Origin of the sequence: Pseudomonas sp. BIGb0176 (genome assembly GCF_024810175.1) — a bacterium.
In the GTDB taxonomy this organism is placed as follows: Bacteria; Pseudomonadota; Gammaproteobacteria; order Pseudomonadales; family Pseudomonadaceae; genus Aquipseudomonas; species Aquipseudomonas protegens.
Window position 1 is genome coordinate 1 of the sequence record NZ_JANUEC010000003.1, and the last position, 24604, is coordinate 24604.

Below are 24604 nucleotides of genomic sequence, written 5' to 3' on the forward strand. Positions count from 1 at the left end.
TCAGAAGTGAAACGATGCATCGCCGATGGTAGTGTGGGGTTTCCCCATGTGAGAGTAGGTCATCGTCAAGATTAAATTCCGAAACCCCAACTGCATATGCAGTTGGGGTTTTGTTTTTGCGCGCGAAAAATTTGCTCTTATTCGCAAACAAATTTGCACAGTTATTTTCGGATTGGAACACTAGAATAACCGTTACTTTCTCCACTCCCAGAGCCTTCTATGCCAGATCCGGTTGACGCCCCCGGGTTGTCAGAATTACCACTGGACGACCTGGTTGCCTGCCATGAATGCGACTTGCTGATGCGCAAGCCCAAGCTCGCCCTCGGTGAGAAAGCCCAGTGCCCGCGTTGTGGCTATGAGCTCTACGCGCACCGACAGAATGTGGTCGAACGCAGCCTGGCCCTGGTGATCGCGGCCTTGTTGCTATATGTGCCGGCGAACTTTCTACCCATCATGCAGCTCAATCTACTGGGACAGTCTTCCGAGGACACGGTCTGGAGCGGTGTGCAGGGGCTGTTCGACACCGGGATGGAAGGCGTGGCGGTGGTGGTGTTCCTGTGCAGCATGGGCATTCCCCTGCTCAAGTTGATTTGCCAGCTTTTAGTCCTGCTGAGTATTCGTTGGGACATCGGCCGCAGTTACGGCCTGCTGCTCTATCGCATTTATCACCATCTGCGCGACTGGGGCATGCTCGAGGTCTACCTGATGGGGGTGCTGGTGGCCATCGTCAAGTTGGCCGACATGGCATCCATTACCGTGGGCCTGGGCTTGGTGTGTTTTATCAGTCTGTTGTTGGTGCAGGTCTGGCTGGAGGTGGTGATGTCGCCTCACCAGATCTGGCAAGCGTTATCGGGAGAGGACATACATGCGGGCGATTGAGGCAGGCATTCTGATCTGTACTGAATGCCACGAGTTGAATCGGCAGGAGGCTGACAGCGAAGAGCAGACCTGCACTCGCTGCGGGGCCATGGTTCATCCTCGTCGCCCCAATAGCATACTGCGCACCTGGGCGTTGCTGCTCACCGCCGCGATCCTCTACATCCCGGCCAACGTGCTGCCGATCATGACCGTCAGTTCCCTGGGCCAGGGTGACCCCAGCACCATCATGTCCGGGGTCATCCAGCTGGTGCAGCACGGCATGTTTCCCATCGCTGCGGTGGTGTTCGTCGCCAGTATCCTGGTGCCCACCTTCAAGCTGGTGGGTATTGCCCTGTTGTTGTTTTCGGTGCAGCGTCACCAGCCGCTCTCGGCCCGACAGCGGATCATCATGTACCGCTTTATCGAGTTCATCGGCCGCTGGTCGATGCTGGATATCTTTGTCATCGCCATCCTGGTGGCGGTGGTCAACTTTGGCCGGCTGGCCAGCATCGAGGCCAATCTCGGTGCGGTCGCCTTTGCCAGCGTGGTGATTCTGACCATGCTGGCTGCAGTAACTTTCGATCCCCGACTGATCTGGGATAACACGGAGTCGGACGACGACCATGAGTGATTTGCCTACCGCCAAAACCCGCCCGGCCTCCAACTGGTCGGCTATCTGGGTATTGCCCCTGATTGCCCTGATCATCGGCGGCTGGCTGGGCTGGCGTGCCTACAGCCAGACCGGTATCGAGATCCAGTTGCGCTTTGAAAGCGGCGAGGGGATTCAGGCCAACAAGACTGAGGTGGTCTACAAGGGCATGCCCGTAGGTAAGGTCAAAACCCTGGCTCTGGACGATGAGGGCAACTCCAAGGGAGTGATTGCCACAGTCGAGATGAACAAGGACGTCGAGCAGTACCTGAAGACCAACACCCGCTTCTGGCTGGTCAAACCCAGTGTCAGCCTGGCCGGGATCACCGGCCTGGAAACCCTGGTCTCGGGTAACTACATCGCCGTCAGCCCCGGGGATGGCGAGCCGAGTCGCAAGTTCAAGGCCCTGGCCGAAGAGCCTCCTTTATCTGATGCCAAACCGGGCCTGCACCTGACCATCAAGGCCGAGCGCCTGGGGTCGCTGAACCGTGGCAGCCCGGTGTTCTACAAGCAGATCCATGTTGGCCAGATCAAGAGCTTCCTGCTCTCCGAAGACCAGAACACGGTAGAGCTCAAGGTCTATATCGAGCCCACCTATGCCAATCTGGTGCGCAAACACACACGTTTCTGGAACGCCAGCGGCATCAGCATCGACGCCAACCTGTCCGGGGTAAAAGTACGCAGCGAGTCCCTGTCCAGCATCGTCGCCGGGGGGATCGCCTTTGCCACGCCGGAGAATCGCAAGGACAGCCCGCCCACCGACCCAAGCCTGCCGTTCCGTCTGTATGAGGACTTCGACGCCGCCCAGGCCGGGATCCGGGTCAAGGTCAAGCTCACCGATTTCGAAGGCCTGCAGGCCGGGCGCACCCCGGTGATGTACAAGGGCATCCAGGTGGGTAGCCTGAAGGCCCTGAAGGTCGACTCCGACCTGAGCAGCGCCACCGCCGAGCTGACTCTCGATCCCCTGGCCGAGGATTACCTGGTCCAGGGCACCCAGTTCTGGACCGTCAAGCCTTCGATCTCCCTGGCCGGCATCACCGGTCTTGAGGCCCTGGTCAAGGGTAACTACATCGCTATCCGTCCCGGCGACAAGGGCGCCGCGCCCCAGCGCGAGTTCGAGGCCCGGGCCAAGGCCCCGCCGCTGGACCTGCGTGCCCCCGGCCTGCACATGGTGCTGTTCACCGACAACCTGGGGTCCCTGGATGTCGGCAGCCCGATTCTCTATAAACAGGTCAAGGTCGGGTCGGTGCAGAGCTACCAGTTCTCCCACACCCGCAAGCAACTGGTGATCGGCGTCCACATCGAGAAGGAATATGAAGGCCTGGTCAACGGTTCGACGCGCTTCTGGAACGTCAGTGGCATCACCCTGACCGGGGGCCTGAGCGGTGGTATCCAGATCAAGAGCGAGTCGCTGCAAAGCCTGATGGCGGGTGGCATCGCCTTCGAGACCCCGCTGCCCAACGTGCCGCTGAAAAAGCGCATTCCACGTTTCCGCCTGTTCGCCAACCAGGAGGAGGCGGCGCAGCGCGGCACCCTGGTGAGCATCAAGGTTGATCGCGCCGACGGCTTGCGGGCCGGCACGCCTGTACGTTTCAAGGGCCTGGACGTGGGCAAGCTGGAAGAAGTGACCCTCAGCGCCGACATGCAATCGGTCATGCTCAAGGCGCGGATCACTGAAGTGCCCGAGCGCATCGCCCGGGTCGGCAGCCAGTTCTGGGTGGTCAAGCCGGAGTTGGGCCTGATGAAGACCTCGAACCTGGAAACCCTGGTCACCGGCCAATACATCGAGGTCCAGCCTGCGACGAAGAGCCAGGGCGTGCAGACCAGTTTTGTCGCCTTGCCGCAACCGCCGGAAGCCAGCGTTCAGGAAGCCGGCCTGAGCCTGGTGTTGAGCGCTGCTCGGCGTGGCTCGCTGAAAGTCGGAGTGCCGGTAACCTACCGCGAAGTGGCGGTGGGCAAGGTGACCGGTTACGAGCTGGGCCAGACGGCCGATCGGGTACTGATCCACATCCTCATCGAACCCAAGTACGCACCGCTGGTTCGCAGTGGTACGCGCTTCTGGAACAGCAGTGGATTTGGTGTCGACTTCGGCCTGTTCAAAGGGGCGACGGTGCGTACCGAATCCCTGGAGACCCTGATCCAGGGGGGGATTGCCTTCGCGACGCCGGATGGCGAGCGCATGGGCAACCCGGCGCGGCCTCAGCAGACCTTCCCGTTGTTCGACAAGTTCGAAGAGGAATGGCTGACCTGGGCACCGAAGATCCCCCTGGGCAAATAACCTTCTTGTAGGAGCCGGCTTGCCGGCGAAGAGGCCCTCAGCCCTGCGTCGCGCCAGAGGACGCCTTCGCTGGCAAGCCAGCTCCTACAGCAGCTTTCCCATAAAAAAGGCCGCGCTCGGAAGAGCGCGGCCTTTTTCGTTGCAGCGTTACGAAATCAGACTTCGTCCAGCTCCGCTTCTGCTTCCGGCTCTGCGTTCAGCACGGCCTTGACCTGATCGTGACGACGGATGAACTTCCAGTCGGCCTCGTCGATGTAGATGCCGTTCGGTCCGCTGCCACCTTCCAGGTCGATGGCCACCTGGGCCGAAACCTGGGGCTTCACACTGGCCAGGATTGGCACGAAGCCCAATTGCAGGCTGGTTTCCAGCAGCGCCGCCTGGTTGCGCTCGTCGATGTCCGCCGCCTCGTCGAGGTAGTAAGGCAGGCGGATGCGCCCGGCCTGGTCGCGGTCCATCAAGTGCAGCAACAGGTACATGTTGGTCAGCGCCTTGATGGTCATGGTGGTGCCGTTGGACGCCGCGCCATCGATGTCGGTGTGGATGACCGGCTGGCCGTTGACCTTGGTGATCTCGAACGCCAGTTCGAACAGGTCCTTGAGGCCCAGCTGGTTGTGGTTGGCCGCCACCAGCCGCGCCAGGTACTCCTTGGCTTCTTCGTTCTTGTTGTCCTGCTCGGCGCTCTGGCTCAGGTCGAACACCGACAGGGTCTCGCCTTCTTCGTATTGCCCGGCGCTGTGGATGATCTGGTCGATGTGCTTGAGGGCTTCCTTGTTCGGCGCCAGGACGATGCGGAAGCTCTGCAGGTTGGACACCTGGCGCTTGTTGATCTCGCGGTTGAACAGCGCCAGTTGGTGTTCCAGGCTGTCGTAGTCGCTGCGGATATTGCGCAGGGTCCGGGCGATATCGGTGACCGCGGCGCGGCGCGCCTTGCCCAGGGTCAGGGCTTCGTCGGTGCGGTGGGCATAGGCGTTGATCAGCAGCTGCAGGCGCCGCTCTACGTCATCCTCACTGTCGAACTTGGCCACGCCCTTGAGGCGCACCTGGGCATACAGCGCCTCGATCTGCCCGTCGACCCGCTGCAAGCCCTGCCAGCTGTCCTGGTAGTCGTTGAGCAATGGCAGCAGGTTGTCCATGGAGTCGTCCACCGGGTCCATGAACGGCGTGCCGAACGGCAGGTCCGCCGGCAGCAACTGACGGCGACGCAGGGCGTCGTCGAGGGTGCGCTGCTTGGCTTCCATGTCGGCAATCTGCCGGCCCACCAGTTGCAGCTTGGCCGACAGTTGCTGGACGCGTTCGGTGAAGGCGTCACTGGAGCGCTTGAGTTCGTCCTGGGCGGCCTCCATCTGTGCCAGCTGCTCCAGCTTCTCGCCTTCCTCGGCGCTCAGGGTCTGGGCACGGCGGAAGTCTTCCAGGGCCTTCTGCGCATCCAGTACCTGCTGGTACAGGGCTTCGGTCTGGGTCTTGCTCGCGGCGCGGTCTGCAGCCACGGCAGCTTGGGTCTTGAGCTGCTTGAGCTCTTTTTCCAGGCGCTCTTTCTGATCCCGCAGGGCGGCGCGGTCAGCCAGGGCCTGCAGGGCTGGCGGCTCGATGTGGGAGATGTCGATGGACAGCCCCGGCACTTCGAAACGCTCGCCCTTGAAGCCATCGAGGATCAGCTGCACCGACTTCACCCACTCGCCGTTGTCGTCCAGGGCGATGCCGTGCTCGCCCAGGGGCAGGCTGAACAGCGCGCTGTTGAACAGGCGCATCAGGCGCTCCACGTCCTGCTGGGAGAACTCCTCGCGCAGGCGGGCATAGCTGTTGTTGTCAGCGTGATCGAGTTGCTGCTTGACCGACTTCAGACGTTTTTCCAGGTCCCGCAGGCGCTCTTCCAGGTCTTCGGCGGAGAACTGCCGCGACTGGGCCAGGGCGCCGGCCAGTTCATCGTGGGCATCCTTGGCCGCCAGCAGTTGCTGTTCCAGGACCTTGACGTCATCCACCAGGGCGAAGCGGTGCTTGAGCACCGACAGTTCGCCGAGCCAGCGCTGGGTGCCGGTGATTTCCCGTTCCAGGCGCATCATTTCCTGGGTGCTGCTGCGTTGGTCGTTTTGCAGCGCGTCCTGCTCGTTGCGGTAGTGCTCGGCCTGGATGGTCAGCTCTTCCTTGCGGGCGCCGGCGTAGTCCGACCAGGTGCCCAGCAGCGAGTCCAGCAACGGTGACAGGCGATGCAGTTTGCCCCGCAGAATGTCCCGCTGCTTCACGCCGTTGGCCAGGGCCTCCACCAGGGGGCCGGCGGCCACCAGGGAGTTGTAGTCCTGCTCCATGCGTCGTACGTCGCGGAAAGCTTCGTCGCACGCGGCGATGTAGTCGACGCTGCCGGAGCGCAGGCTGTGCTCGAAGGCGTCGAGGAACAGCTGCTTGAGCTTGGCCGCGGTGATTTCGCGCATGTGCAGCAGGTTGATGAACAACGCGCGGAAGGTCTTCAGGCTCTGCTCGCTGGTGGAGCGCAGCGGGATCAGGGTCAGGTCCAGGGGGATCGAGGTGTGGCCGCCCACCAGCAGGCGCCGCAGTTCATCGGGCTTGAGCTCATAGGCCTTGAGGCCCTGGCGCTCCAGGTTGGTGAACAGCTCTTTCTGCCGTAGGCAGGTGTCGTCCTTCTGGTAATGCGCCAGGTCCAGCTGGCCGGCGTAGGCGAAGAACTGGTGGCCGAAACCGCCGCCCGGGCCGCGCCCGACCACGCCGATCACATGGGGGCCGTGGGGTAGCGAGACCTCCACCAGGATGTAGCTGGTGTCGGAAGCGAAGTAGAAGCGCCGGGATTGCTCCAGGCTGTACTTGCCGAAGCTCATGTCCGACATGCGCGCCAGAATCGGGAATTGCAGGGCGTTGATCGACGCCGACTTGCCCAGGTTGTTGGCCCCGTAGACCGACAGCGGCTCTTCCAGGGGGAACAGGCCGAGGCTGTAGCCGGCGGTGTTCAGTAGGGCAAAGCGGCGGATGCCGTAGCGTTCCTTGCTCATGCGTCGAGCTCCTGTTCTTCGGCGACGGCTCGGGCCAGCGCGTCTTCTTCACTTTCTTCGGACTCGTCGAATTCGCTCAGGTCCAGCGGGTCATCGGTCTGCAGCAGTTTCTCGTCGCTGTCGTTGTCCACCAGCACCGGGGTCGGCAACGGCAGCACGCTGTGCAGGCTGGCGGCCAGGTCGCGGTCCTGTTGCACCGACAGGCAGACATCGAGGAAGCGGTGCATCGGCGGCAGGAAGCGATAGATCCCCGGCTCCTCGGCGGCAAAACCCAGCTGGGTCATGCGGCGCATGATCTTCTCTTCCAGCTCTTCCTGGGTCTGCACTTCGGCCTGGATGAACAGGTCGCGGTATTTTTCCAGCAGCGACGGCAGTTCGTCGCGGCCCAGGCTGCCGCCGTCGAGCACGGCGATCGGGTCGCGGCCCTGGTCGGCCAGGTGCTCCACCAGGATGAAGGTGAACAGCGCCAGGCGTTGGGCGGTCTTGTTCACCTGGGCGGCGGCGTTGTCCGGCACGAAGTAGTAGAAGCCGCGGGTATCGCACACCAGCTCGAAGCCCAGGGCCTTGAACAGGGTGCGGTACTGGTCCTGGAAATTCGACAGTTGGGCGTACAGCTCCGGGTCGCGGCGGCTGACGTGGTAACCCTTGAACAGCTCGCGGAAGATCGGCGCCAGCTGGGACAGTTCGGAAAGATCAAGATGCATTGGCGTTGCTCGCAGAATGCTCGGCGGCGTCATCGCGGGCCGAGAGCAGGGCGAAGGAGCGCAGGCTGACCTGGTGCTCCTGGGTGTGGTAGTCGCGGCGTTCGAGGCGCTCGCGCTTGAAGCGTTTTTCCCGGGACAGGCGCGAGAACCAGTACAGCAGTTCGTCGGTGGCGCCATCGGGCTCCTGGTCCAGCAGCCAGCTCATCAGGTCCGGCATCGGCAGGGCGTCTTCGCAGCGCTCGAGCATCTCGCGGACGGTGCGCGGCGCCTTGGGGGCCACGCCCTTGTGGGTCTTGTGGGCCTTGGGGAAGCGCGCGGGCTTGGGTTCGAAGCGGGCCAGGGCGTAGACATAGGCTTCCACCTGGCCGGAGCTGCCGAGGAAGGTGCTTTGCGGACGGGTGAACATCGGCATGGCGGCCTGGGGCACGGCGTCGATGCCCTTGCGGCGGATGGCCGACAGGGCCAGGGCCGCGCCGCGGGTCACGGCGTTATGACGGCGCGCCTCCTCACGCAGCGGCAGCAGCAGTTCCCGGGCATGGCGCAGGGTCAACTGGGCGCTGGTCTGCATTTCCAGGATCCGCGCGTGGGTGCGCAACAGCATGTCGTCGTCCACCAGGTGGCCCAGGCGCTGCTGTTCGGTGAGCATGCGCAGCAGGACGTTCTCCACCTTGCGCACGCCCTGTTCGAAGGCGCCGTCGGCGTTCACCAGCTGGATCATCGGTTCAACGTATTCGTCCCAGGTGGCCAGCACCTCGGCATAGCGCTGGCGCAGGGGGATCTGCCGGTCGCTGGTCTTGGCGCGCTCGGCCACCGCGACCAGGGCCTGTTCGTCGTTGGCGAGCTTCTTCAGGACATCGCGCACGCGCATGTCCAGCAGCCGCAGCTGACGGGCCAGGTCGTTGCCGTCGCGCACGTCGAAGGCGTCCTGGATGTAACCGGCCAGGCGCTCGAGGTGGCGCAGGTAGGCTTCGATCTCCAGGCACAGGCCCAGGCGGTGCTCACGGCGCAGGTAGGCGAGGAAGTCGTGGATCTGCGCATTGAGCTCGAAACGGTTCGGGCTTTTCGCCACCGGGACCAGGATGTCCAGGCGTATCCATACGTCCAGCAGGTGGGTGATGTCCTGGGGCGTGCTGTCCAGTTGTTGGGCAGACAGCTGTGAACGCAGTTCGGCAAGACTCAGGGTGCCTTGGTCGAAGTGCTCGCACAGCGGCTCCAGAAGTGCCCAGTGTTCGGCGAGGGCGCGCAAGACGCGCTTGGGTTCGATCATCGGAATGGCCGGCTGGTTGGCAATGAAAAGCGGCGATTGTACTGCATCAGGGGGCTGACGATTCACCCCCAGGTCCAGGTATGAGACGGACAGTCGCTTTTGTGCGCAATCAACTGCGGGCGATCTTCGGCGAAGGACGGTAGAATCCCCCTCCTCAGTTATCCACAAGTGGCCGACCTTTGCTTATCGAGTCCCGTCGTCGCGCTTATCTGTCCGCCATGCAGGTGGTCAGTTGGCTGCCGCGCAGCGAATTGCCCTTTGCCGCCCCTTCGCGCCCCGAGTTGCTGGCCCTGCCGGAACCGGAGGTGGAGGCGCCGCCTGCCCCTGTGGTCGAGGCCAAGGCCCCCGCGGCGCCGGCGGCAAGGAACGTCGAACGGCCGAAGATCGAGGTGCCGCGCCCCTCCACCGCCCCTGCGCGCCCAGCCAGCAAGGCGCCGACCGAGGGCGAAGAGGCCCCGGCCCCGGTGGTCAAGGCCCCGGTGGTACCGCCGCCGCGTTTTGCCTTGCAGTTGCTGCGGGCCGGCCGTTGCCTGCTGCTGGTGGAGTTACCCACAGGCGAAGCCTTCCAGAGCCGCGACCCGGCCTACCTGTTGCTCAAGGACATGCTGCGCGCCGCCGGCCTGCCGGACAGCCCGCAGATCCTCGCCGAGCCGGTGCGCTGGCCGATGCTGACCCGGGGCAACCTGGACCAGGGCCCCGAGGCTGCGCGGGATTTCGTCCAGGCCTTTGTCGGCGTGCGGATCGAGCAGGAACCCTGTGTCTGCCTGTGGCTGATCGGCCTGCCGGCGGTGCGGTTTGCCGGCGAGGCGAATGCCGAATCCTACAACCGCGAGCTCCAGGTCGAAGGCCTGGGTTCGGCCTGGGCCCTGCCTGGCCTGGAACTATTGATGGAAGAGCCACAGCGTAAGGCTGATGTCTGGCAAGCCATGCGTCGCTTGATGACGCGCTGGAAAAGCACTGATGAGCAAAATGACCAATGAGTGACGCGTTGACCTTCCGCCTGGCCACCGAAGCGGACCTGGATAGCATCCTGAAAATCGAATATGCGGCGTTCAGCCACCCCTGGACCCGGGGCATTTTCATGGATGCCTTCAAGTCCTACGAGGTCTGGCTGATGTTCGAAGGCAGCCAGCAAGTGGGCCACGGGGTGATCCAGGTGATCATCGACGAAGCGCATCTGCTGAACATCACCGTCAAGCCGGAAAGCCAGGGCCGCGGCCTGGGCCTGCGGTTGCTGGAAGAGCTGATGAAGCGCGCCTACCAGAAGGACGCCCGGGAGTGTTTCCTGGAAGTGCGCTCCAGCAACCAGACCGCCTATCGGTTATACGAGCGTTATGGCTTCAATGAAGTGGGGCGCCGCCGCGACTACTATCCGGCGGTAGGTGGTCGCGAAGACGCCCTGGTCATGGCCTGCACGCTGGTCGACTGAGCCTTTAACCGCACGCGGGCCGCTGTAGGATCTGGCTTGCCAGCGAAGGCGCCATTCGGGGCGATGCACGGCTTGAGGGCCTCTTCGCCGGCAAGCCGGCTCCTGCGGGAGAGCGCGTCATTGAATGCGGTGCAGGGCTCAGGGCTTGCCGTCCAGCGGGTCGCGGCGGGCCAGTTCGGCTTCATCCAGGCCATTGCCGCCACCAATGTTCTCTTCTTCGACAATACTCAGGTCCCAGTCGGCCGGTTTGTCGGCACCGGCCTCATGGGCGGAGCGGGCACCGTCTTCGCGGATCAGGGTTTCCGGGCTCAGGTCATCATCGCTTGCACCGTCGTCCGTGACGCGGTTGCTGGCGCGGGCGGCGGGTTCGTCGTCATCGAAATGCAGCTCCTCCATGGAGCCCATGCGGTCCTGATCGTCGTCGATGGGTTCGGGCTGGGGGGCGTTGTAGGGGCGTCGTGATTCGTTCATGGCGATTACTCATACTTCGGGACTAGATAAAGGGTGGACCCTTGCATGCCCCTGAAGATTCCCCCGCAAGGGATGGCCGGTATCTGTAGCAATAGGCGTGACCTCGACGGGCGGCCGTCTGTCAAAGCAGCGCATCATTCTTGAGGCTTCACAGCATGAACGAACTACAAGATCTGATTGATAACAACGAGCGTTGGGCCGAAGCGATCAAGCAGGAAGATCCGGACTTCTTCTCCAAACTGGCTCGCCAGCAGACCCCGGAATACCTGTGGATCGGCTGTTCGGACGCGCGGGTGCCGGCCAACGAGATCGTCGGCATGCTGCCGGGCGATCTGTTCGTGCACCGCAACGTGGCCAACGTGGTACTGCACACCGACCTCAATTGCCTGTCGGTGATCCAGTACGCGGTGGATGTACTCAAGGTCAAGCACATCCTGGTTACCGGCCACTACGGCTGTGGCGGCGTGCGCGCCTCTATGCAGGATCGCCAGCTGGGCCTGATCGACGGCTGGCTGCGTTCGATCCGCGACCTGTACTACGAGCACCGTGAAGCGCTGGGGCAGTTGCCCACGGAAGAAGAGCGGGTCGACCGTCTGTGCGAGCTGAACGTGATCCAGCAGGTGGCCAACGTCGGCCATACCAGCATCGTGCAGAACGCCTGGCATCGCGGGCAGAGCCTGTCGATCCACGGTTGCATCTACGGCATCAAGGACGGTCGCTGGAAGAGCCTGAACGCCACCATCAGCGGCTTCGAGCAGTTGCCGCCGCAGTATCGGCTGCGTCCGGTGGGCGCGGTCTGATCGTCGCTGGCCGCAGGCGGCGATAGGGCGCAGGCTTGCGGGCTCTGTCAGAGCACCGCGACCCTGCGGGTCGATCGCAGCCTGCGGCAGCGGCTACAGGTTGAGCGGCCGGCTCAGAGGTGCGGTACCTCGGTGCTTGGCGCCGGTGCCGGGGCCTTGAGCTGGTTGAGCTGGGTCTTGACCGGTGCACTGGTGCATTTGGCCGCGGCTTGCTGCTCGCTCAGCTTGCGCACCGAGGTGTAGAACAGCTCGCAGGTCTGCACTTTCTGCGTCACCTGCCAGGTCTGGGTGCAACTGCCGAGCAGGGTGCTCGGGTCCGTCCCCGGCTTGCTGCCCATGCCGGCCTGCCAGCAGGCCGCGCTCAGGTCCTGGCCCATCACTTTCAACCCCGCGGCATCGGCCTTGGCCTGGTCATCGTCGTAGTTCGCCGGGTCTGCCGCGTACCAGATATAGCTCGGGTGGTTGGAGCCCAGCACCGGCACCTTGACCCCCTCGCTGGGGCTGATCTGTGCCAGGCCCAGCACATTCACCGTGACCCCGTACTGCTGCTTGAGCCAATTGCGCACCGGTGCGCCGAAGGCCACCATCGGCAGGGCCGCGCCGCTGGTGCTCTGGCTGACCTGCCTGACCATGCTGGTCTGGTAGCTGTTGAAGTAGCTGTAGACTCCCTCCAGGTCCTTGCCGGCACTCGATGGCGCGGCAATCGGCGCGATGTCGACGATGGTCTGGTAGGCCGGGGTCTGCTCGGCGGCGATGCCGTTGGCCGTCAACAGGGTTGCCCAGCGGTCGGTGGTGGCCGACTCCAGATAGTCCTGGGCCTGGGTCAATGAATAGTCCGGCGGGAAGTGCAGCAGTTCGACGCTCTTGCGGTTTTCCAGGGCCATGCCCAGGGGCAGGAACAGGTACCAGCTGTAGGCCCATTTGCCATCGGCATTGAGCTGGCTGGCGCCCTTGTAGGCCAGGTCGCCGGCATCCAACAGGGCACTCAGGGGCTTGTCGTAGCCGTCCGGCACACCGCTGATGGAGGCCAGGACCTTGTCGCCGGTGGTCTTGACACTGACTTTTGCAGCGCTGTAGCCGTCACGCTGCACGCTCTGGGTCAGGTAGTGAGCCACCGTCTCCTCCAGGGTCCAGTTGCGATAGCAGATCACGTTGCAGTTGTTGGGGTAGGCGAAGAGTTGGGTGACGCGCTGGGGGCTGCCCAGATCGACTTCGACATCGGCCTGTGTCGTCGCGCTCAGGGCAGCAGCGGTCAGCGCCAGGGTCATTCCTGCGAATTTGAACATGCTCAGATCCTTTTCAGCGTGAACCCCTTCGAAGGGGGGGCCAGGACATACTGAAACAGCACCGAGCGGAGAAACAGCCGGGAGTGAAAAAATATCCATTGCCCCGGCTGCGCAGGGTTCAACCAGGCATGAGGCGCGTCCAGGGAAACCCCGGGGCATGGAGCTGACAGACCCGGATGACCACGATCATGACGACCAGATAGATCGGCTGCCAGGGGCTGAAGTGATTCCAGTGCAAGGCGCCCAGCCAGGGGCTGCGGGCACAGAAATCCGGGTCCGGCTGACCGATGCGCCGCGAATGCAGCAGGCCGATCAGCACAAAGCCCAGGTAGGCCAGTATCCCCAGGGCCCCCAGCCAATAGCCGAACAGGCCCAGCATGACCGCTTGCGGCACCCCGTGGCGCAGCACCAGCCAGTGCTGGTGCGGATTCAGGCGCTTGGGCACCAGGCGCTCGCTCAACCACAGGTCGATGGCCAGCAGGCGGGCGATCGCAGGGGCCCAGGTGTTGAGCAGGATCAGCCCGAAAATCGCCAGGACACCCCCACAGAACAGCCCCATCATCACTGCAAGTTCTTTGCTGTGTTGGGGCTTGTTCATGAAGTACAGGCTCAGGGCCAACCCCATGGCGACCCCTGACCTGATCCAGCTGTCCACACCCTGCGGACGCGGCATCAGGTTCTGCCAGAAAAACACATCGCTGCGAGGCAGCCGCTCCAGCAGCGCCGGGAAACGCGAGGCCAGGGTCTGCGACAGCTCCATGCAGGCCTGCCAATGTTCGTCTTCGAAGTGCCGGGTCAGGGCGACCTGGCGACGTCGGGGCATGGGGTTCAGCAGCAGGTGAGCCGCGGCAACGTCCGGCGTCGCTTCGCCGGGTTCCCCGGCGTTGGCCAGCAGCTTCTGATAGAAGGCCTCCTGCTGGCAGCGCTCGATCAGCGACTGCCAGAGCCACGCCGGTTCAGGGGTGTTGCCACGGCTTTCGTCCCAGCCGAACAACTGGCATACCCGATCGAACAAGGGTACCTGCCAGGCTTGCTGCTGCAGCAACTGCAGCATTTCATGCTGCCAGTTCTGGCGATGATCGAAGATCCGCAGCCAGGGTTGTGCGCAGTAGCTCGTCAGGCGTTCGAGGAAGGCCCGCTCCTGGCCGGCTTGCAGCAACGCTTCCAGCGTCCGGCGGTATTCCTGCAACAGCGTCTTGACCAGGAATGCCTCTTGCCAGGCCTCCATGGGCGGTTGTTGCCAGGGTGTCAGCCAGTCCAGATGCTCGGCGGCCCAGCCGATGATCGCGGCGTATTGCTCGGGGTGGGCGCAGCACGCCACCAGCAGGCGCTGCAGGAAATCGTCCTCGCAGCCCTGCTGCCGAGCCTGTTGCCAGCGCTCTGGCAGGTTCTCGACGCCCAGCCCCTTGAGCAGCGGCAATGCGCTAGTGGCTGGAGCGGGTAGGGGGGCGGGATCCTGCGGGGCGGGCGGGACCCAGTCCGCCAGCGGTTCGACGGACAGCGGGACGTCTTCAAGCAGGCTGGCCCATTGCTGGGCCTGGGAAGGGCCCCTCGGCGTTGGCCGCGGGGCGGCCACGTCCATCTCTATCAGGCCCGACCAGGCCTGCAGGTTGTCCGGGGGCGGTGCCTTAGTGGAGGCGGTCTGGATCACCGCGACTTCATCCGCGATCTCTTCCCGCCAGCGGGCCAGTTGCAGCGCCCGCTCATAGGCTTCACGCAGGCGCTGGAAGCCTTCGGCATCCTCGTCCGGACGGGTGATCTTCAACTGCCGGGCATAGCTGCGCTTGATGCTGCGTTCGTCGGCGTCCTCGGGCAACTCCAGCAGGGACCAGCAATCCATGTTGCCGCTCCTCAGTGCCAGTGGCCGTTTTCCAGGTGTTGCAGCTGTTCACTGAGCTGGCTGCGCACTTCGCGGATCTTGCGCTCGTCCTGGGTTTCCAGCACTTGCTGGAATTGCCCGGCCCAATAGCCGATCTGTTCGCGCAACTCCCCCAGGCTCTCCTGATACAGGCGTTCCAGTCGGGCGCTGAGCAGCGTGTTGACCTGCTGGTCGCGGGGGTGAATCTTCAATTGCGCCAGGGCCTTGAGGCGCTCCTGGATTTCTTCCGGAGTCAGCACGCCGGGGTTGTTTTCGATCACCAGGGAATGGCTTTCCCCGGTCAGCGGGATGCTCACCTGGGCTTCCAGCAGGCCGTTGATGTCGTAGGTGAAGCGCACGTCCAACGAGACTTCGCCGGCGGGGCGCTTGGGCACGCGCATTTCCAGCTGGCCCAGGGCGACGTTGTCGCGTACCAGGCGGCTTTCGCCCTGGAAGATCTTCAGCAGCACCTGCTCCTGGTTGTCATGCAGGGTCTGCACGGTCTTGACCCGGCTTACCGGCACCACGCTGTTGCGCTCGATGATCGGCAGGTAGTGCCCGCTCTCGATCTGGTTGCCGTATTGCTGGGAGGTCTCGATCCCCAGGGAGTAGGAGCAGACGTCGGTCAGCACCACTTCTTCCAGGGCCGCCGAGCGTGCCTTGAGGGCCGCCTGGACCGCCGCGCCCTGGGCCACCACCTGGTCGGGATCGAGGCTGATGGAGGGAAAGCGCCCGAACAGCCCGGCCGCCAGCTTGCGCACCAGGGGCATGCGGGTGGCGCCGCCCACCAGGAGGATTTCATCCAGGTCGCTGACGCGGATCCGTGCATCGCGCAGGGCGCGTTCGATGGGCGCCCGCAGGCGTTCCAGCAGCGGCGCATAGAGGCTGGCCAGTTGCGCCTGGGTGATGGTCTGTGTCCATTGCCGGCCATCGACCCGCAGGCTGAATTCGGCACTGGGCTCCTGGCCGAGGGCGCGGCGCACGCGCTCGGCTTCCCGGCGCAGTGCCTGGAGCACGCTCTGGCGTTCGGGAAAGCCCGCGGCCTGGGCCTGCTGTTCGAGGAAGTGTTCCAGCAGCAGGTTGTCGAAGTCCTCGCCGCCGAGGAAGTTGTCGCCGGCGCTGGCGCGGACTTCCATGACCCCGTCGAACAGCTCCAGGATCGACACGTCGAAGGTGCCGCCACCGAGGTCGAAGACCAGGAACGAGGTTTCCCGGTCACGCTGGTGCAGGCCGTAGGCCAGGGCTGCGGCGGTGGGTTCGTTGATCAGTTTTTCCACCTTGAGCCCGGCCAGTTCGCCGGCAATCCGCGTGGCCTTGCGCTGGGCATCGCTGAAGTAGGCTGGCACGCTGATCACCGCTTCCTCCACCGGTTCGCCATAGGCCCGCTCAACGTCTTCCTTGAGGCTCTTGAGCACCAGGGCCGAGAGTTCTTCGGGGCGGTAGGTCCGTTCCCCCAGGCGCACTTCGGTGGCGCTGCCCATGTAGCGCTTGAACAGCGCCGTGGTGAGCTGCGGGTGCGTGTGCAGGCGCTCCCTGGCGGCTTGCCCCACCAGGATCCGGCCTTCGTCGTCCAGGCCCACCACGCTGGGGGTCAGCAGTTCGCCCAGGGCATTGGGCACCAGCTCGCTGGCGGTTTCGCGCCAGACCGCGACCAGGCTGTTGGTGGTCCCCAGGTCGATACCTACGATCATGACGACGAACTCCCTTTCCAATCGGAAAACAGATGAAACAAATAGGTGGCGCGCAGGATATTACCCGCCGGGTGGATGGGTAAAGTGGGTGATGTTATATGGCTATCATTTGTGCCGGTGCCGCAGAACCGAAGCCGGGCTTGGGTTTCGGTTCTGCGGTGGCAGGTGGGCCCGTTGCGGGTCCGGCCGGGGTCAGGCCGTGAAGTGCAGGGCGTTGGTCAGGTCGCCCATGGGCTTCTGGCCCCGGGCGATCATGGCCTGGTCACGTTCCTTGATGCCGTCCAGGGTTTCCAGCTGGAACACCCGGGTGATCAGCCGCAGGATCGAGGCGGTGTCGTAGACCGTGTGGTCCACCGTGCCCTTGCGGGCGAACGGCGATACCACCAGGGCCGGAATCCGCGTGCCCGGGCCCCAGCGGTCGCCCTGGGGCGGCGCCACGTGGTCCCACCAGCCGCCGTTTTCGTCAACGGTGACGATCACCACCATGTTTTTCCACTGCGGGCTTTCCCGCAGCACTTTCAATGCCCGGTCGATATGCCGGTCGCCGGCGGCCACATCGGCATAGCCGGCGTGCAGGTTGAGGTTGCCCTGGGGCTTGTAGAAGGTCACTGCCGGCAGCTTGCCGGCCTCGGCATCGGCGAAGAACTTGTTGGTGCTCGACTCATCGCCCAGGCCGCCGTCGCGCAGGCGCTTGGCCCGTTCGGCGGGGTTTTCCGGGCCCTGGCGCACGAAGTAGTTGAAGGGTTGGTGGTGGTACTGGAAGTTGGGGATCTTGGGAATCCCGCCGGAATCCTTGAACTGCTCCAGGGTCGCCTGCCAGGCGCCGCCGTACCAGGCCCAGTCGACGTTCTTTTTCGACAGCTTGTCGCCGATGTGTTCGTGGGTTTGAGGCACCAGCACGCTGGGCAGGTCCGGCTTGGCGTAGTCCGGGCGCTCCGGGTCGCGGATCCAGGTCGGCCAGTAGGGCGGGGCCATGGTATTGACCGCGTAACCGTCCGGGGTCAGGGCGCTGGGACCGAACTGCGGAGCGCCGTCCATGGCACTGGCCGGGGACTTGTCCAGGGGCTTGAGGCGGGTGCCCTTGGGGTCGTCGCCCTGCAGGGTGGCGATCTGCGACTTGGCCACCGAGTTGGCAGCATCGGGGTAGAACGGCACCTTGGCGCTGATCAGGTACTGGTGGTTGAGGAACGAGCCACCGAATGCCCCCTGGAAGAAGTTGTCGCAGAGCACGAACTCCCGAGCCACGTCCCACAGGCGCAGGGAGTAGCGGGTCTGGGCGTAGTGGCCCATGGTCAGGGCGCCGGAGTCGGCCCAGGCCACGAAGCTGTCGTTCTTGCCGCCGTTGATCTGCATCTGGTTCTGGTAGAACACGTGCCACAGGTCGCGGGTCACCAGGCCCAGGGGCAGGTCCTCGCCACTGGGCCCCTTGAGGGCGAAGGGGGCATTGGGCAGGTTTTCCTGGAACTGGGTTTCCACCGGGTAGGTGATGCCGTCCAGGGTCTGCGGGCCCACCTGGAGAATGCCACCCCAGATCGGCGGCAGTTTCTGCAACAGGTTGCCGTCGCGGTCGCGCTGCTGGAAGTCTTCGGGCTTGAGGGCCGAGAGCGGTTTCTCCACCCCGGGAAAGTTGGCGAACAGGTTGTTGAAGCTGCGGTTCTCGGCGAACAGTACCACTACGTTCTTCACCTGCTCCTGCAGCGCCTTGTCCAGTTCGGCCGGGGACAAGGGGCGTTCCACCGGCGGTTTGCCTCCTGGCTCGCCGGGCTGGCCGCAGGCGCTCAGGGTGGCGCCGACCCCCAGAACCGCAACGCCGCCTAGGAAGCGGCGGCGGCTGGTATCGGCAGGCTGGTCGGTGGCGGATTCGGGGGTGTCGCGCAGGTCGGTATCGTCGCTCATGTCGGCTCCTTGCTCGGCTCTCTGAGGATTCGTTACAAAGTATTTCGGTCGCACGTTAACAACCGAATATGACGCAAAGGCTACAGGAATGCGGCACGGCCTGGCTGTCTGGGCCCTGGATAAATCTGCGATTGGGCCGACGGGCCGTTATCCACAGGCCCGCTGTGCAGCGGGCCTGTGGCTCTGTCAGGGAATGACCGGCGGCAGGTAGGACAGGGTGGTCCCCAGGGCCCAGAGCAGCACCAGCACCAGGGGCGCATGCACCAGCAACTGGACAAAGGAGAAGCCGATCAGGTCCCGGGCCTTCAAGCCCAGCACCCCCAGCAGCGGCAGCATGTAGAAGGGGTTGATCAGGTTCGGCAGGGCCTCGGCGGCGTTGTAGATCTGTACCGCCCAGCCCAGGTGGTACTGCAGGTCATTGGCCACCTGCATCACGTAGGGCGCCTCGATGATCCACTTGCCGCCGCCCGAAGGAATGAAGAAACCCAGCACCGCCGAGTACAGCCCCATCAGCAGCGCGTAGGTGTCGTGGGAAGCGATCTGCACGAAGAAGGTCGAGATGTGGTGGGCCAGGGTCTGGCCATCCACGCCCTTGACCACGGTCATCAGCGCGGCGATCGAACCGTACAGCGGGAACTGGATCAGCACCCCGGTGGTGGTGGGCACTGCCCGGGCCACGGCATCGAGGAAGCTGCGCGGGCGCCAGTGCAGCAGGGCACCGGCCATCAGGAACAGGAAGTTGTAGGTGTTGAGCCCGGAGATCGCGGTGATCGCCGGTTTGGTGGCGAACTCGTGATACAGCCAGCCGGCCGCCAGCAGCGCCAGGAGAAGGGTCAGCAGCGGGCTGTATTCCAGCCATTCGCCAGGGCGGGTCCGGGGTTGCGGCTTGGGCATGCTGAAGCTCGGGTCGACCCCGCAGGCCTGGGCATCCCGGGCGCTGCCGGGGCCGGGCGCCGTGGCGTAGGCGACGATCAGCGAGACCACCACCAGGGCCAGCAGCAGGACGCCGGATTGCCAGAGAAAGATGGTCTGGGTGAAGGGAATGACCCCGGTGATGGCCAGGATCGACGGTGGCAGGCTGCCGGGGTTGGCCTGCAACTGCGCCGCCGAAGACGACAGCCCCAGGGCCCAGACCGCGCCCAGGCCCAGGTAGGCGGCAGCGCCGGCGGCGCGGTAGTCCATGCGCAGTTCGGTACGCCGGGCCAGGGCCCGCACCAGCAGGCCACCGAACACCAGGGACAGGCCCCAGTTGAGCAGGGAGGCGACCATGGAAATCAGCGCCACCCAGGCCACCGCCGAGCGGCCGTTCCTGGGAATGCGCGCCAGCTTGTCGATCAGCTTCACCGCCGGCGGCGAGCTGGCTACCACATAGCCGCCAATGACCACGAAGGCCATCTGCATGGTGAAGGGGATCAGGCTCCAGAAGCCGTCGCCAAACGCCATGGCGGCATCGGTGGGCTTGGCGCCCATGGCCAGTGTGCCCAGGGCAACGATGATCACCGCCAGCGCGGCGAACACCCAGGAGTCGGGAAACCAGCGTTCGGCCCAGTTCGAGCAGCGCAGGGCAAAGCGGGCGGAGCGGCTATCTTGAATATCAGCGGCCACGTGAGTACCTCGGATTTCTTATGTTTATAAGGAGGTCGGCCGCCCCAGGCAGAGGCGGCCGAGAACTGTGCAAGAATGCGGCAATTGCCACGGACTGCAAAGGATCTCAACGCCCATGTCATTTTCCCCCGAAGAACGCGCCGCACTGCTCAAGGTCAAGGGTGTCGGTTCTACCGTGGTCGCTCGCCTGGAACAACTGGGCATCACTTCCCTGGCCCAGCTGGCCGCCGCCGATGCCCTGCACATCGTCACCCAGGCTTCGGCCCTGGTGGGTTCCAGTTGCTGGAAGAACAGCCCCCAGGCCCGCGCGGCGATCCAGGCGGCGATCGCCATGGCCAAAGGCAACTGAAGCGGTGCAGCGCCACCCGTCTTTCGCCTATCAGGCGGTCTACCGCTACCTGTCGCAGTGGATCGACAACGCCGCCAGCGATCAGGAGCAACGCCTGCCGTCATTGCGCGAACTGGCGCAGCGGCTGAAGGTTTCCCTGTCCACCATCAAGTACGCCTACGCCCTGCTGGAAGACGAGGGGCGCATCTGTTCGCGGCCGCGCCAGGGCTATTTCACCCGGGCCCTGGCCGCCGCGACCGTGCCCGAGGCCGGTGAGGATCTGCTCGACAACCTCTATGCCCAGGCCCGCCTGCCGGGGCGCCTGGCGCTGTGCAGCGATGCGCCGGCGATGCTGCTGTCGCTGGAGCAACCCTTGCTGATGACCGAGCGCGAACTGGCCCGCCAGTACCCGCGCAACCAGGCACCGCTGTACCAGCCCCTGGGCGAGCAGGAGCTGCGCAGCGAACTGGCCCGGCGCTACACCTGCTCCAGCCGCGACTACTGGCAGGCCGACCAGGTGTTCCTGGGGGCCGATCTGCACAGCGTGGTGGAGTTGGCGTTGCGGGCGCTGGACCTGGACGGCGGCGTGGTGCTGGTGGAGTCCCCGTGTTCCTGGGCGATCCTGCGCCAGTTGCGGGCGGCGCGCCTGCGGATTATCGAGCTGCCCCTGGATGCCGGCGGGCGCTTCGATCTGCAGCAGGTGCAAGCGCTGCTTCAGCGCGAGCCGGTGCGCCTGGCGGTGTTCTCCTCGACGGTGAACATCCCACACGGCAGCCTGATGCCCGCCGCCGACAAGCAGCAGCTGTGCCGCTGGTTCGCCGAGCGGGGGATCTGGCTGCTGGAGAACGATAGTTACGGAGCATTCAGCTTCGTGCCCGGCGCTGCTCGCTATCGGGATTTCGCCGACCCCGAGCGCCTGCTGGTGTTCGCCAGCCTGGACAAGGCCATCGGCGCCGAGGCGCCCTTGAGCTACGTGCTGAGCCGCAGCCTGGGCCCGGCCTTGCAGCGCCAGTGCCTGGAGCGGCGCTTTCGCCTGTCGCCGATCCGCCAGAAGGCCGTGGCCCGGCTCTTGAGTTCCGGTCGCGTAGACCAGCACGTGCTGAAACTGCGGGGCATGCTGCAACAGCGGATGAAGCAGTTGCAGCAACTGCTGGACGAGCAGGCCGGCGGGCTGTTGCATGCGCCGCTTGCCGCCGGCGGCGCGACCTTGTGGGTCGAAGCCAGGCGCCCGGTGCCTATGACCCGGGTCTACGAGCGCCTGCTGGCCGACGGCATCGTCATCGCCCCGGGGGCGATCTTCAGCCAGCAGGGCTTGTGGCAGCAGCACCTGCGCCTGAGCTTCACCCTGGACTGGAGCAAGGATATCCAGGGCGCCCTCGGGCAGTTGGCGCGGGCGGTGAGTCAGGCCTCCTGAACCACCCCATAACAATGCTGCAACTGCGGAAAGGCCTGCTCCCGAACCTCTGCGGCGAAGCGTTCGCAGGCCTGGCTGATCAGGGCGCCGGCATCGGCGTATTGCTTGACGAAACGCGGCACCTGGGGCCCGCCCAGCCCCAGCAGGTCTTCGGTCACCAGTACCTGGCCGTCGCAGGCCGGGGAGGCGCCGATGCCAATGGTCGGCATCGGCGAGAAGTCGCTGATGCGCCGCGCCAGGGGCTCCGCAACCCCTTCCAGCAACAGGCTGAAGGCGCCGGCCTCGAGGTGGGCCCGGGCATCTTCCTCGATCTTGCGGGCCGCCTCGCTGTCGAGCCCCTGGGCCTTGAACCCGCCCATCTGGTTGACGAACTGCGGCATCAGGCCGATATGCGCCATCACCGGAATGCCCCGCTGCACCAGGAACTCCACGGTGGGCGCCAGGGCCCGGCCGCCCTCCAGCTTGAGGGCGGCGCAACCGGTGCGGGCCATCACCTCGGCGCAATTGCGGTAGGCCTGTTGCGGGGATTCCTGGTAGCTGCCGAAGGGCATGTCGGCAATCACGCAGGCCAGGCGGCTGCCGGCCACCACCGCGCGGGTGTGGGCGATGATTTCCGCCAGGCTCATGTCCAGGGTCGAGGTGCGCCCGTAACCGACCATGGCGGTGGAATCACCGATCAGGATGAAATCCACGAAGGGGTCCATCAGCCGCGCCATGTGGCTGGTATAGGCGGTGAGGGAAACGATCTTCTGCCGGCCTTTCATGGCCACCAGTTGCGGGACGCTCAGGCGCTGGGTGCGGGTATGGCTGCTCATGACGACTTTCCTGATTCTGCTTGGGTGGGAAAGTGCCCGATTATTGGCCTGGCGCGCGGCCGTTCAAGGTACAGAAAACCCCGGAAAACCAACCCAGGGCCGGGAACGGGTTGTTCCCCGGATCTTTTGCGTAGACCATGAGCGCCTTTGCTTTGTGCTGCCATCGAGTTGCTTTATGACCCCTTCCACTGAGTCGTCGCCGGCGCGCTTTTCCCGCTCCGACTACAAGACCCTGGGCCTGGCCGCCCTGGGCGGTGCCCTGGAAATCTACGACTTCATCATCTTCGTATTTTTCGCCCTGACCCTGAGCCAGCTGTTCTTTCCCCCGGAAATGCCCGAGTGGTTGCGCCTGCTGCAGAGCTTCGGAATCTTCGTCACCGGCTACCTGGCCCGGCCCCTGGGCGGCATCCTCATGGCCCATTTCGCCGACCGCCTGGGGCGCAAGAAGGTCTTCAGCCTGAGCATCCTGATGATGGCGCTGCCCTGCCTGCTGATCGGCATCATGCCGACCTATGCCCAGATCGGTTATTTCGCGCCCTTGCTGCTGCTGGCGCTGCGGGTGCTGCAAGGTGCCGCCGTGGGCGGCGAAGTGCCCAGCGCCTGGGTGTTCGTCGCCGAGCACGCGCCGCGGGCCCATCGCGGTTATGCCCTGGGCTTTCTCCAGGCCGGGCTGACCTTCGGCTACCTGCTGGGCGCCCTGACCGCGACCCTGCTGGCGCGGGTCTTCAGCCCCGAGGAAATCCTCGACCACGCCTGGCGCTATCCCTTCCTGCTGGGCGGCGTGTTCGGCGTGATCGGCGTCTGGCTGCGCCGCTGGTTGAGCGAAACCCCGGTGTTCGTGGCGCTGCAGCACCAGCGCGATGCCGCCGCCGAACTGCCCCTGCGCACCGTGTTGCGGGAACACCGGCTGGCGATCCTGCCGGCGCTGATCCTCACCTGCGTGCTGACCTCGGCGGTGGTGGTGTTCGTGGTCATCACCCCGACCATGATGCAAAAAAGCTTCGGCATGAGCGCCAGCCACACTTTTGCCCTGAGCAGCCTAGGGATTGTCTTTCTCAACATTGGTTGCGTGCTGGCGGGGCTGGTCGTCGACCGCCTCGGTGCCTGGCGCACGGTGATGCTCTATAGCCTGCTGCTGCCACTGGGCATCGCCGTGCTCTATGGCTGCCTGATCAGCGGCGGCGCCTGGATCGGCCTGGCCTATGCCATCGCCGGCCTGGGCTGCGGCGTGGTGGGGGCGGTGCCGTCGGTGATGGTGGGCCTGTTTCCGGCGCGGATTCGCGTGTCGGGGATCTCCTTCACCTACAACATCGCTTATGCCCTCTGGGCCAGTACCACGCCGTTGCTGCTGATCGCCCTGATGCCCTGGAGCCCCTGGATCTGCGTGATCTACTGCGCAGTGATGGGAGCGGTGGGGGTCGTCAGCGCCGGTTACTTCGGCGGCCGTGTGGGTGAGGAAGGGCCTGCGGCAGCGAGAGAAAGCTGCATGGCTGACCAACGCTAGGACTTTTCTTCGGCCTGCTGTGATTCAGCGAAGCGGCGAGCTAGAGCCTTCACCAAAACGCCTCTTGATCCCGCGTGAAACCGGGCTGGAAAAGGGCTTTCAGCCCCCGGTTTTTTCCCGCTAATCTCCCGGAACGCGCGGCCTGCGCTTGGGTTTCCGGGAGCTGTCTTGATTCGTTCGACGCTGTGTTCCTTGCGAAATTTCTCCGCCTTGGCGCCACTGTTACAAGTGGCGCTGATGAGCTTCGTGCTGGGGTTGGTGTTTGCCCTGATCCAGGCCTGGACCTGCACTCAACTGGACTACGGCCTGGAGGGCGCCAGCCCCGACAGCTTGCGCGCCCGGGTGATCGCAGTGGAGGCCGGGGCGCTGCTGGTGGAGGAACTCGACACCGGGGAGCGCCAACGCTTGCGCCTGAACCGCGAACTGACCCGGCTCCAGCTGCCACTCGCTCAACTGCCGGGGCAGACCCTGGTTCTCCGCCACCTGCGGGGGTACCTGCTCAGTTGTCGCCGCGACGATCAACCCGGGTGCAGCGCCCTGTGTTCCAGCGCCGCAGAGTGCCAGCAGCGCCTGCGCCAGGGCGACTCGTGTGTTGGCATGCTGGGCTTTGCCTGGCTCGTCAGCCTGATCTGCGGACTGCTGCATGGCTTGGGGCATCGACCGTTCTGGCAGCGAGCGGGCTCCTGAGGCCGCTTTCGCGGGCAAGCCCGCTCCTGCAGGTGCTCCGGCTTGCCGGCGAAGAGGCCCCCGGG

At 64.7% G+C, this 24604-nt stretch carries 20 protein-coding genes; 10 read left to right on the forward strand and 10 right to left on the reverse strand.

What is annotated here, in order from left to right; all coding sequences use genetic code 11:
- The first annotated feature begins 219 nt into the window (after nt 1-219).
- From M2395_RS17970 to M2395_RS17980, 3 genes are read left to right on the forward strand one after another with little or no spacing between them, the layout of a single operon-like run.
- The gene (locus M2395_RS17970) at nt 220-879 is read left to right on the forward strand and encodes a paraquat-inducible protein A (protein WP_123431446.1); all 660 of its coding nucleotides are present in this window, start codon (nt 220-222) and stop codon (nt 877-879) included.
- The gene (locus M2395_RS17975; RefSeq protein ID WP_015637044.1) at nt 866-1489 is read left to right on the forward strand and encodes a paraquat-inducible protein A; all 624 of its coding nucleotides are present in this window, start codon (nt 866-868) and stop codon (nt 1487-1489) included. The genes M2395_RS17970 and M2395_RS17975 overlap by 14 nt, the downstream gene beginning before the upstream one ends.
- The gene (locus tag M2395_RS17980; protein ID WP_123431445.1) at nt 1482-3785 is read left to right on the forward strand and encodes a PqiB family protein; all 2304 of its coding nucleotides are present in this window, start codon (nt 1482-1484) and stop codon (nt 3783-3785) included. Before M2395_RS17975 ends, M2395_RS17980 begins: the two co-directional genes overlap by 8 nt.
- Before the next feature lie 155 nt (nt 3786-3940).
- Here the strand turns inward: M2395_RS17980 and mksF are convergent, their stop codons facing one another.
- The 3 genes from mksF to mksB are packed head-to-tail and all read right to left on the reverse strand — an operon-like array spanning nt 3941 to nt 8755.
- Nucleotides 3941-6784, reverse strand: a complete 2844-nt coding sequence (mksF, locus tag M2395_RS17985; RefSeq protein WP_123431444.1) for an Mks condensin complex protein MksF — start codon at nt 6782-6784, stop codon at nt 3941-3943.
- A complete protein-coding gene (gene mksE, locus M2395_RS17990; protein WP_123431443.1) occupies nt 6781-7488 on the reverse strand; it encodes an Mks condensin complex protein MksE in 708 nt (235 codons plus the stop codon). The genes mksF and mksE overlap by 4 nt, the downstream gene beginning before the upstream one ends.
- Nucleotides 7478-8755 (reverse strand): Mks condensin complex protein MksB, encoded by a 1278-nt coding sequence (gene mksB / locus M2395_RS17995; RefSeq protein ID WP_041120711.1) that lies wholly within the window; start codon nt 8753-8755, stop codon nt 7478-7480. The genes mksE and mksB overlap by 11 nt, the downstream gene beginning before the upstream one ends.
- A 179-nt stretch (nt 8756-8934) precedes the next feature.
- Between mksB and M2395_RS18000 the strand changes: the two genes are divergently transcribed.
- Both M2395_RS18000 and rimI read left to right on the forward strand, forming a co-directional pair.
- Nucleotides 8935-9735, forward strand: coding sequence for a hypothetical protein (locus M2395_RS18000; protein WP_015637039.1), 801 nt, complete (start codon nt 8935-8937; stop codon nt 9733-9735).
- Nucleotides 9732-10184, forward strand: a complete 453-nt coding sequence (gene rimI / locus M2395_RS18005) for a ribosomal protein S18-alanine N-acetyltransferase (protein WP_011063479.1) — start codon at nt 9732-9734, stop codon at nt 10182-10184. Before M2395_RS18000 ends, rimI begins: the two co-directional genes overlap by 4 nt.
- Before the next feature lie 138 nt (nt 10185-10322).
- On the opposite strand, the gene M2395_RS18010 is transcribed toward rimI, so the two are convergent.
- Nucleotides 10323-10655, reverse strand: a complete 333-nt coding sequence (locus M2395_RS18010; RefSeq protein ID WP_011063478.1) for a hypothetical protein — start codon at nt 10653-10655, stop codon at nt 10323-10325.
- A gap of 155 nt (nt 10656-10810) precedes the next feature.
- On the opposite strand from M2395_RS18010, the gene can reads away from it, so the two are divergent.
- Entirely contained in the window at nt 10811-11455 is a 645-nt protein-coding gene (gene can / locus M2395_RS18015) for a carbonate dehydratase (RefSeq protein WP_011063477.1), read from the forward strand.
- Between the two features lie 113 nt (nt 11456-11568).
- Here the strand turns inward: can and M2395_RS18020 are convergent, their stop codons facing one another.
- From M2395_RS18020 to M2395_RS18040, 5 genes are all read right to left on the reverse strand, one after another.
- Entirely contained in the window at nt 11569-12741 is a 1173-nt protein-coding gene (locus M2395_RS18020; RefSeq protein ID WP_123431441.1) for a hypothetical protein, read from the reverse strand.
- A gap of 118 nt (nt 12742-12859) precedes the next feature.
- Nucleotides 12860-14581, reverse strand: coding sequence for a J domain-containing protein (locus tag M2395_RS18025; RefSeq protein WP_123431440.1), 1722 nt, complete (start codon nt 14579-14581; stop codon nt 12860-12862).
- An 11-nt stretch (nt 14582-14592) separates the two neighbouring features.
- Nucleotides 14593-16290, reverse strand: a complete 1698-nt coding sequence (locus M2395_RS18030) for a molecular chaperone HscC (RefSeq protein WP_123431439.1) — start codon at nt 16288-16290, stop codon at nt 14593-14595.
- A gap of 192 nt (nt 16291-16482) precedes the next feature.
- Entirely contained in the window at nt 16483-18186 is a 1704-nt protein-coding gene (locus tag M2395_RS18035) for an acid phosphatase (RefSeq protein ID WP_015637036.1), read from the reverse strand.
- Between the two features lie 186 nt (nt 18187-18372).
- Nucleotides 18373-19791 carry a short-chain fatty acid transporter gene (locus M2395_RS18040; protein WP_041119896.1) on the reverse strand — a complete coding sequence of 473 codons (1419 nt, stop codon included), beginning with the start codon at nt 19789-19791 and terminating at the stop codon, nt 18373-18375.
- A 115-nt stretch (nt 19792-19906) separates the two neighbouring features.
- On the opposite strand from M2395_RS18040, the gene M2395_RS18045 reads away from it, so the two are divergent.
- Nucleotides 19907-20140 carry a hypothetical protein gene (locus M2395_RS18045; RefSeq protein WP_041774476.1) on the forward strand — a complete coding sequence of 78 codons (234 nt, stop codon included), beginning with the start codon at nt 19907-19909 and terminating at the stop codon, nt 20138-20140.
- A 4-nt stretch (nt 20141-20144) separates the two neighbouring features.
- Nucleotides 20145-21533 carry a PLP-dependent aminotransferase family protein gene (locus M2395_RS18050; RefSeq protein WP_041119892.1) on the forward strand — a complete coding sequence of 463 codons (1389 nt, stop codon included), beginning with the start codon at nt 20145-20147 and terminating at the stop codon, nt 21531-21533.
- Here M2395_RS18050 and panB read toward each other — a convergent pair.
- Nucleotides 21521-22348 (reverse strand): 3-methyl-2-oxobutanoate hydroxymethyltransferase, encoded by an 828-nt coding sequence (gene panB, locus M2395_RS18055; protein ID WP_011063469.1) that lies wholly within the window; start codon nt 22346-22348, stop codon nt 21521-21523. The genes M2395_RS18050 and panB overlap by 13 nt on opposite strands.
- Before the next feature lie 175 nt (nt 22349-22523).
- Between panB and M2395_RS18060 the strand changes: the two genes are divergently transcribed.
- Both M2395_RS18060 and M2395_RS18065 read left to right on the forward strand, forming a co-directional pair.
- The gene (locus tag M2395_RS18060) at nt 22524-23852 is read left to right on the forward strand and encodes an MFS transporter (protein WP_011063468.1); all 1329 of its coding nucleotides are present in this window, start codon (nt 22524-22526) and stop codon (nt 23850-23852) included.
- A 168-nt stretch (nt 23853-24020) separates the two neighbouring features.
- The gene (locus M2395_RS18065) at nt 24021-24539 is read left to right on the forward strand and encodes a hypothetical protein (RefSeq protein ID WP_011063467.1); all 519 of its coding nucleotides are present in this window, start codon (nt 24021-24023) and stop codon (nt 24537-24539) included.
- Nucleotides 24540-24604: the final 65 nt, after the last annotated feature.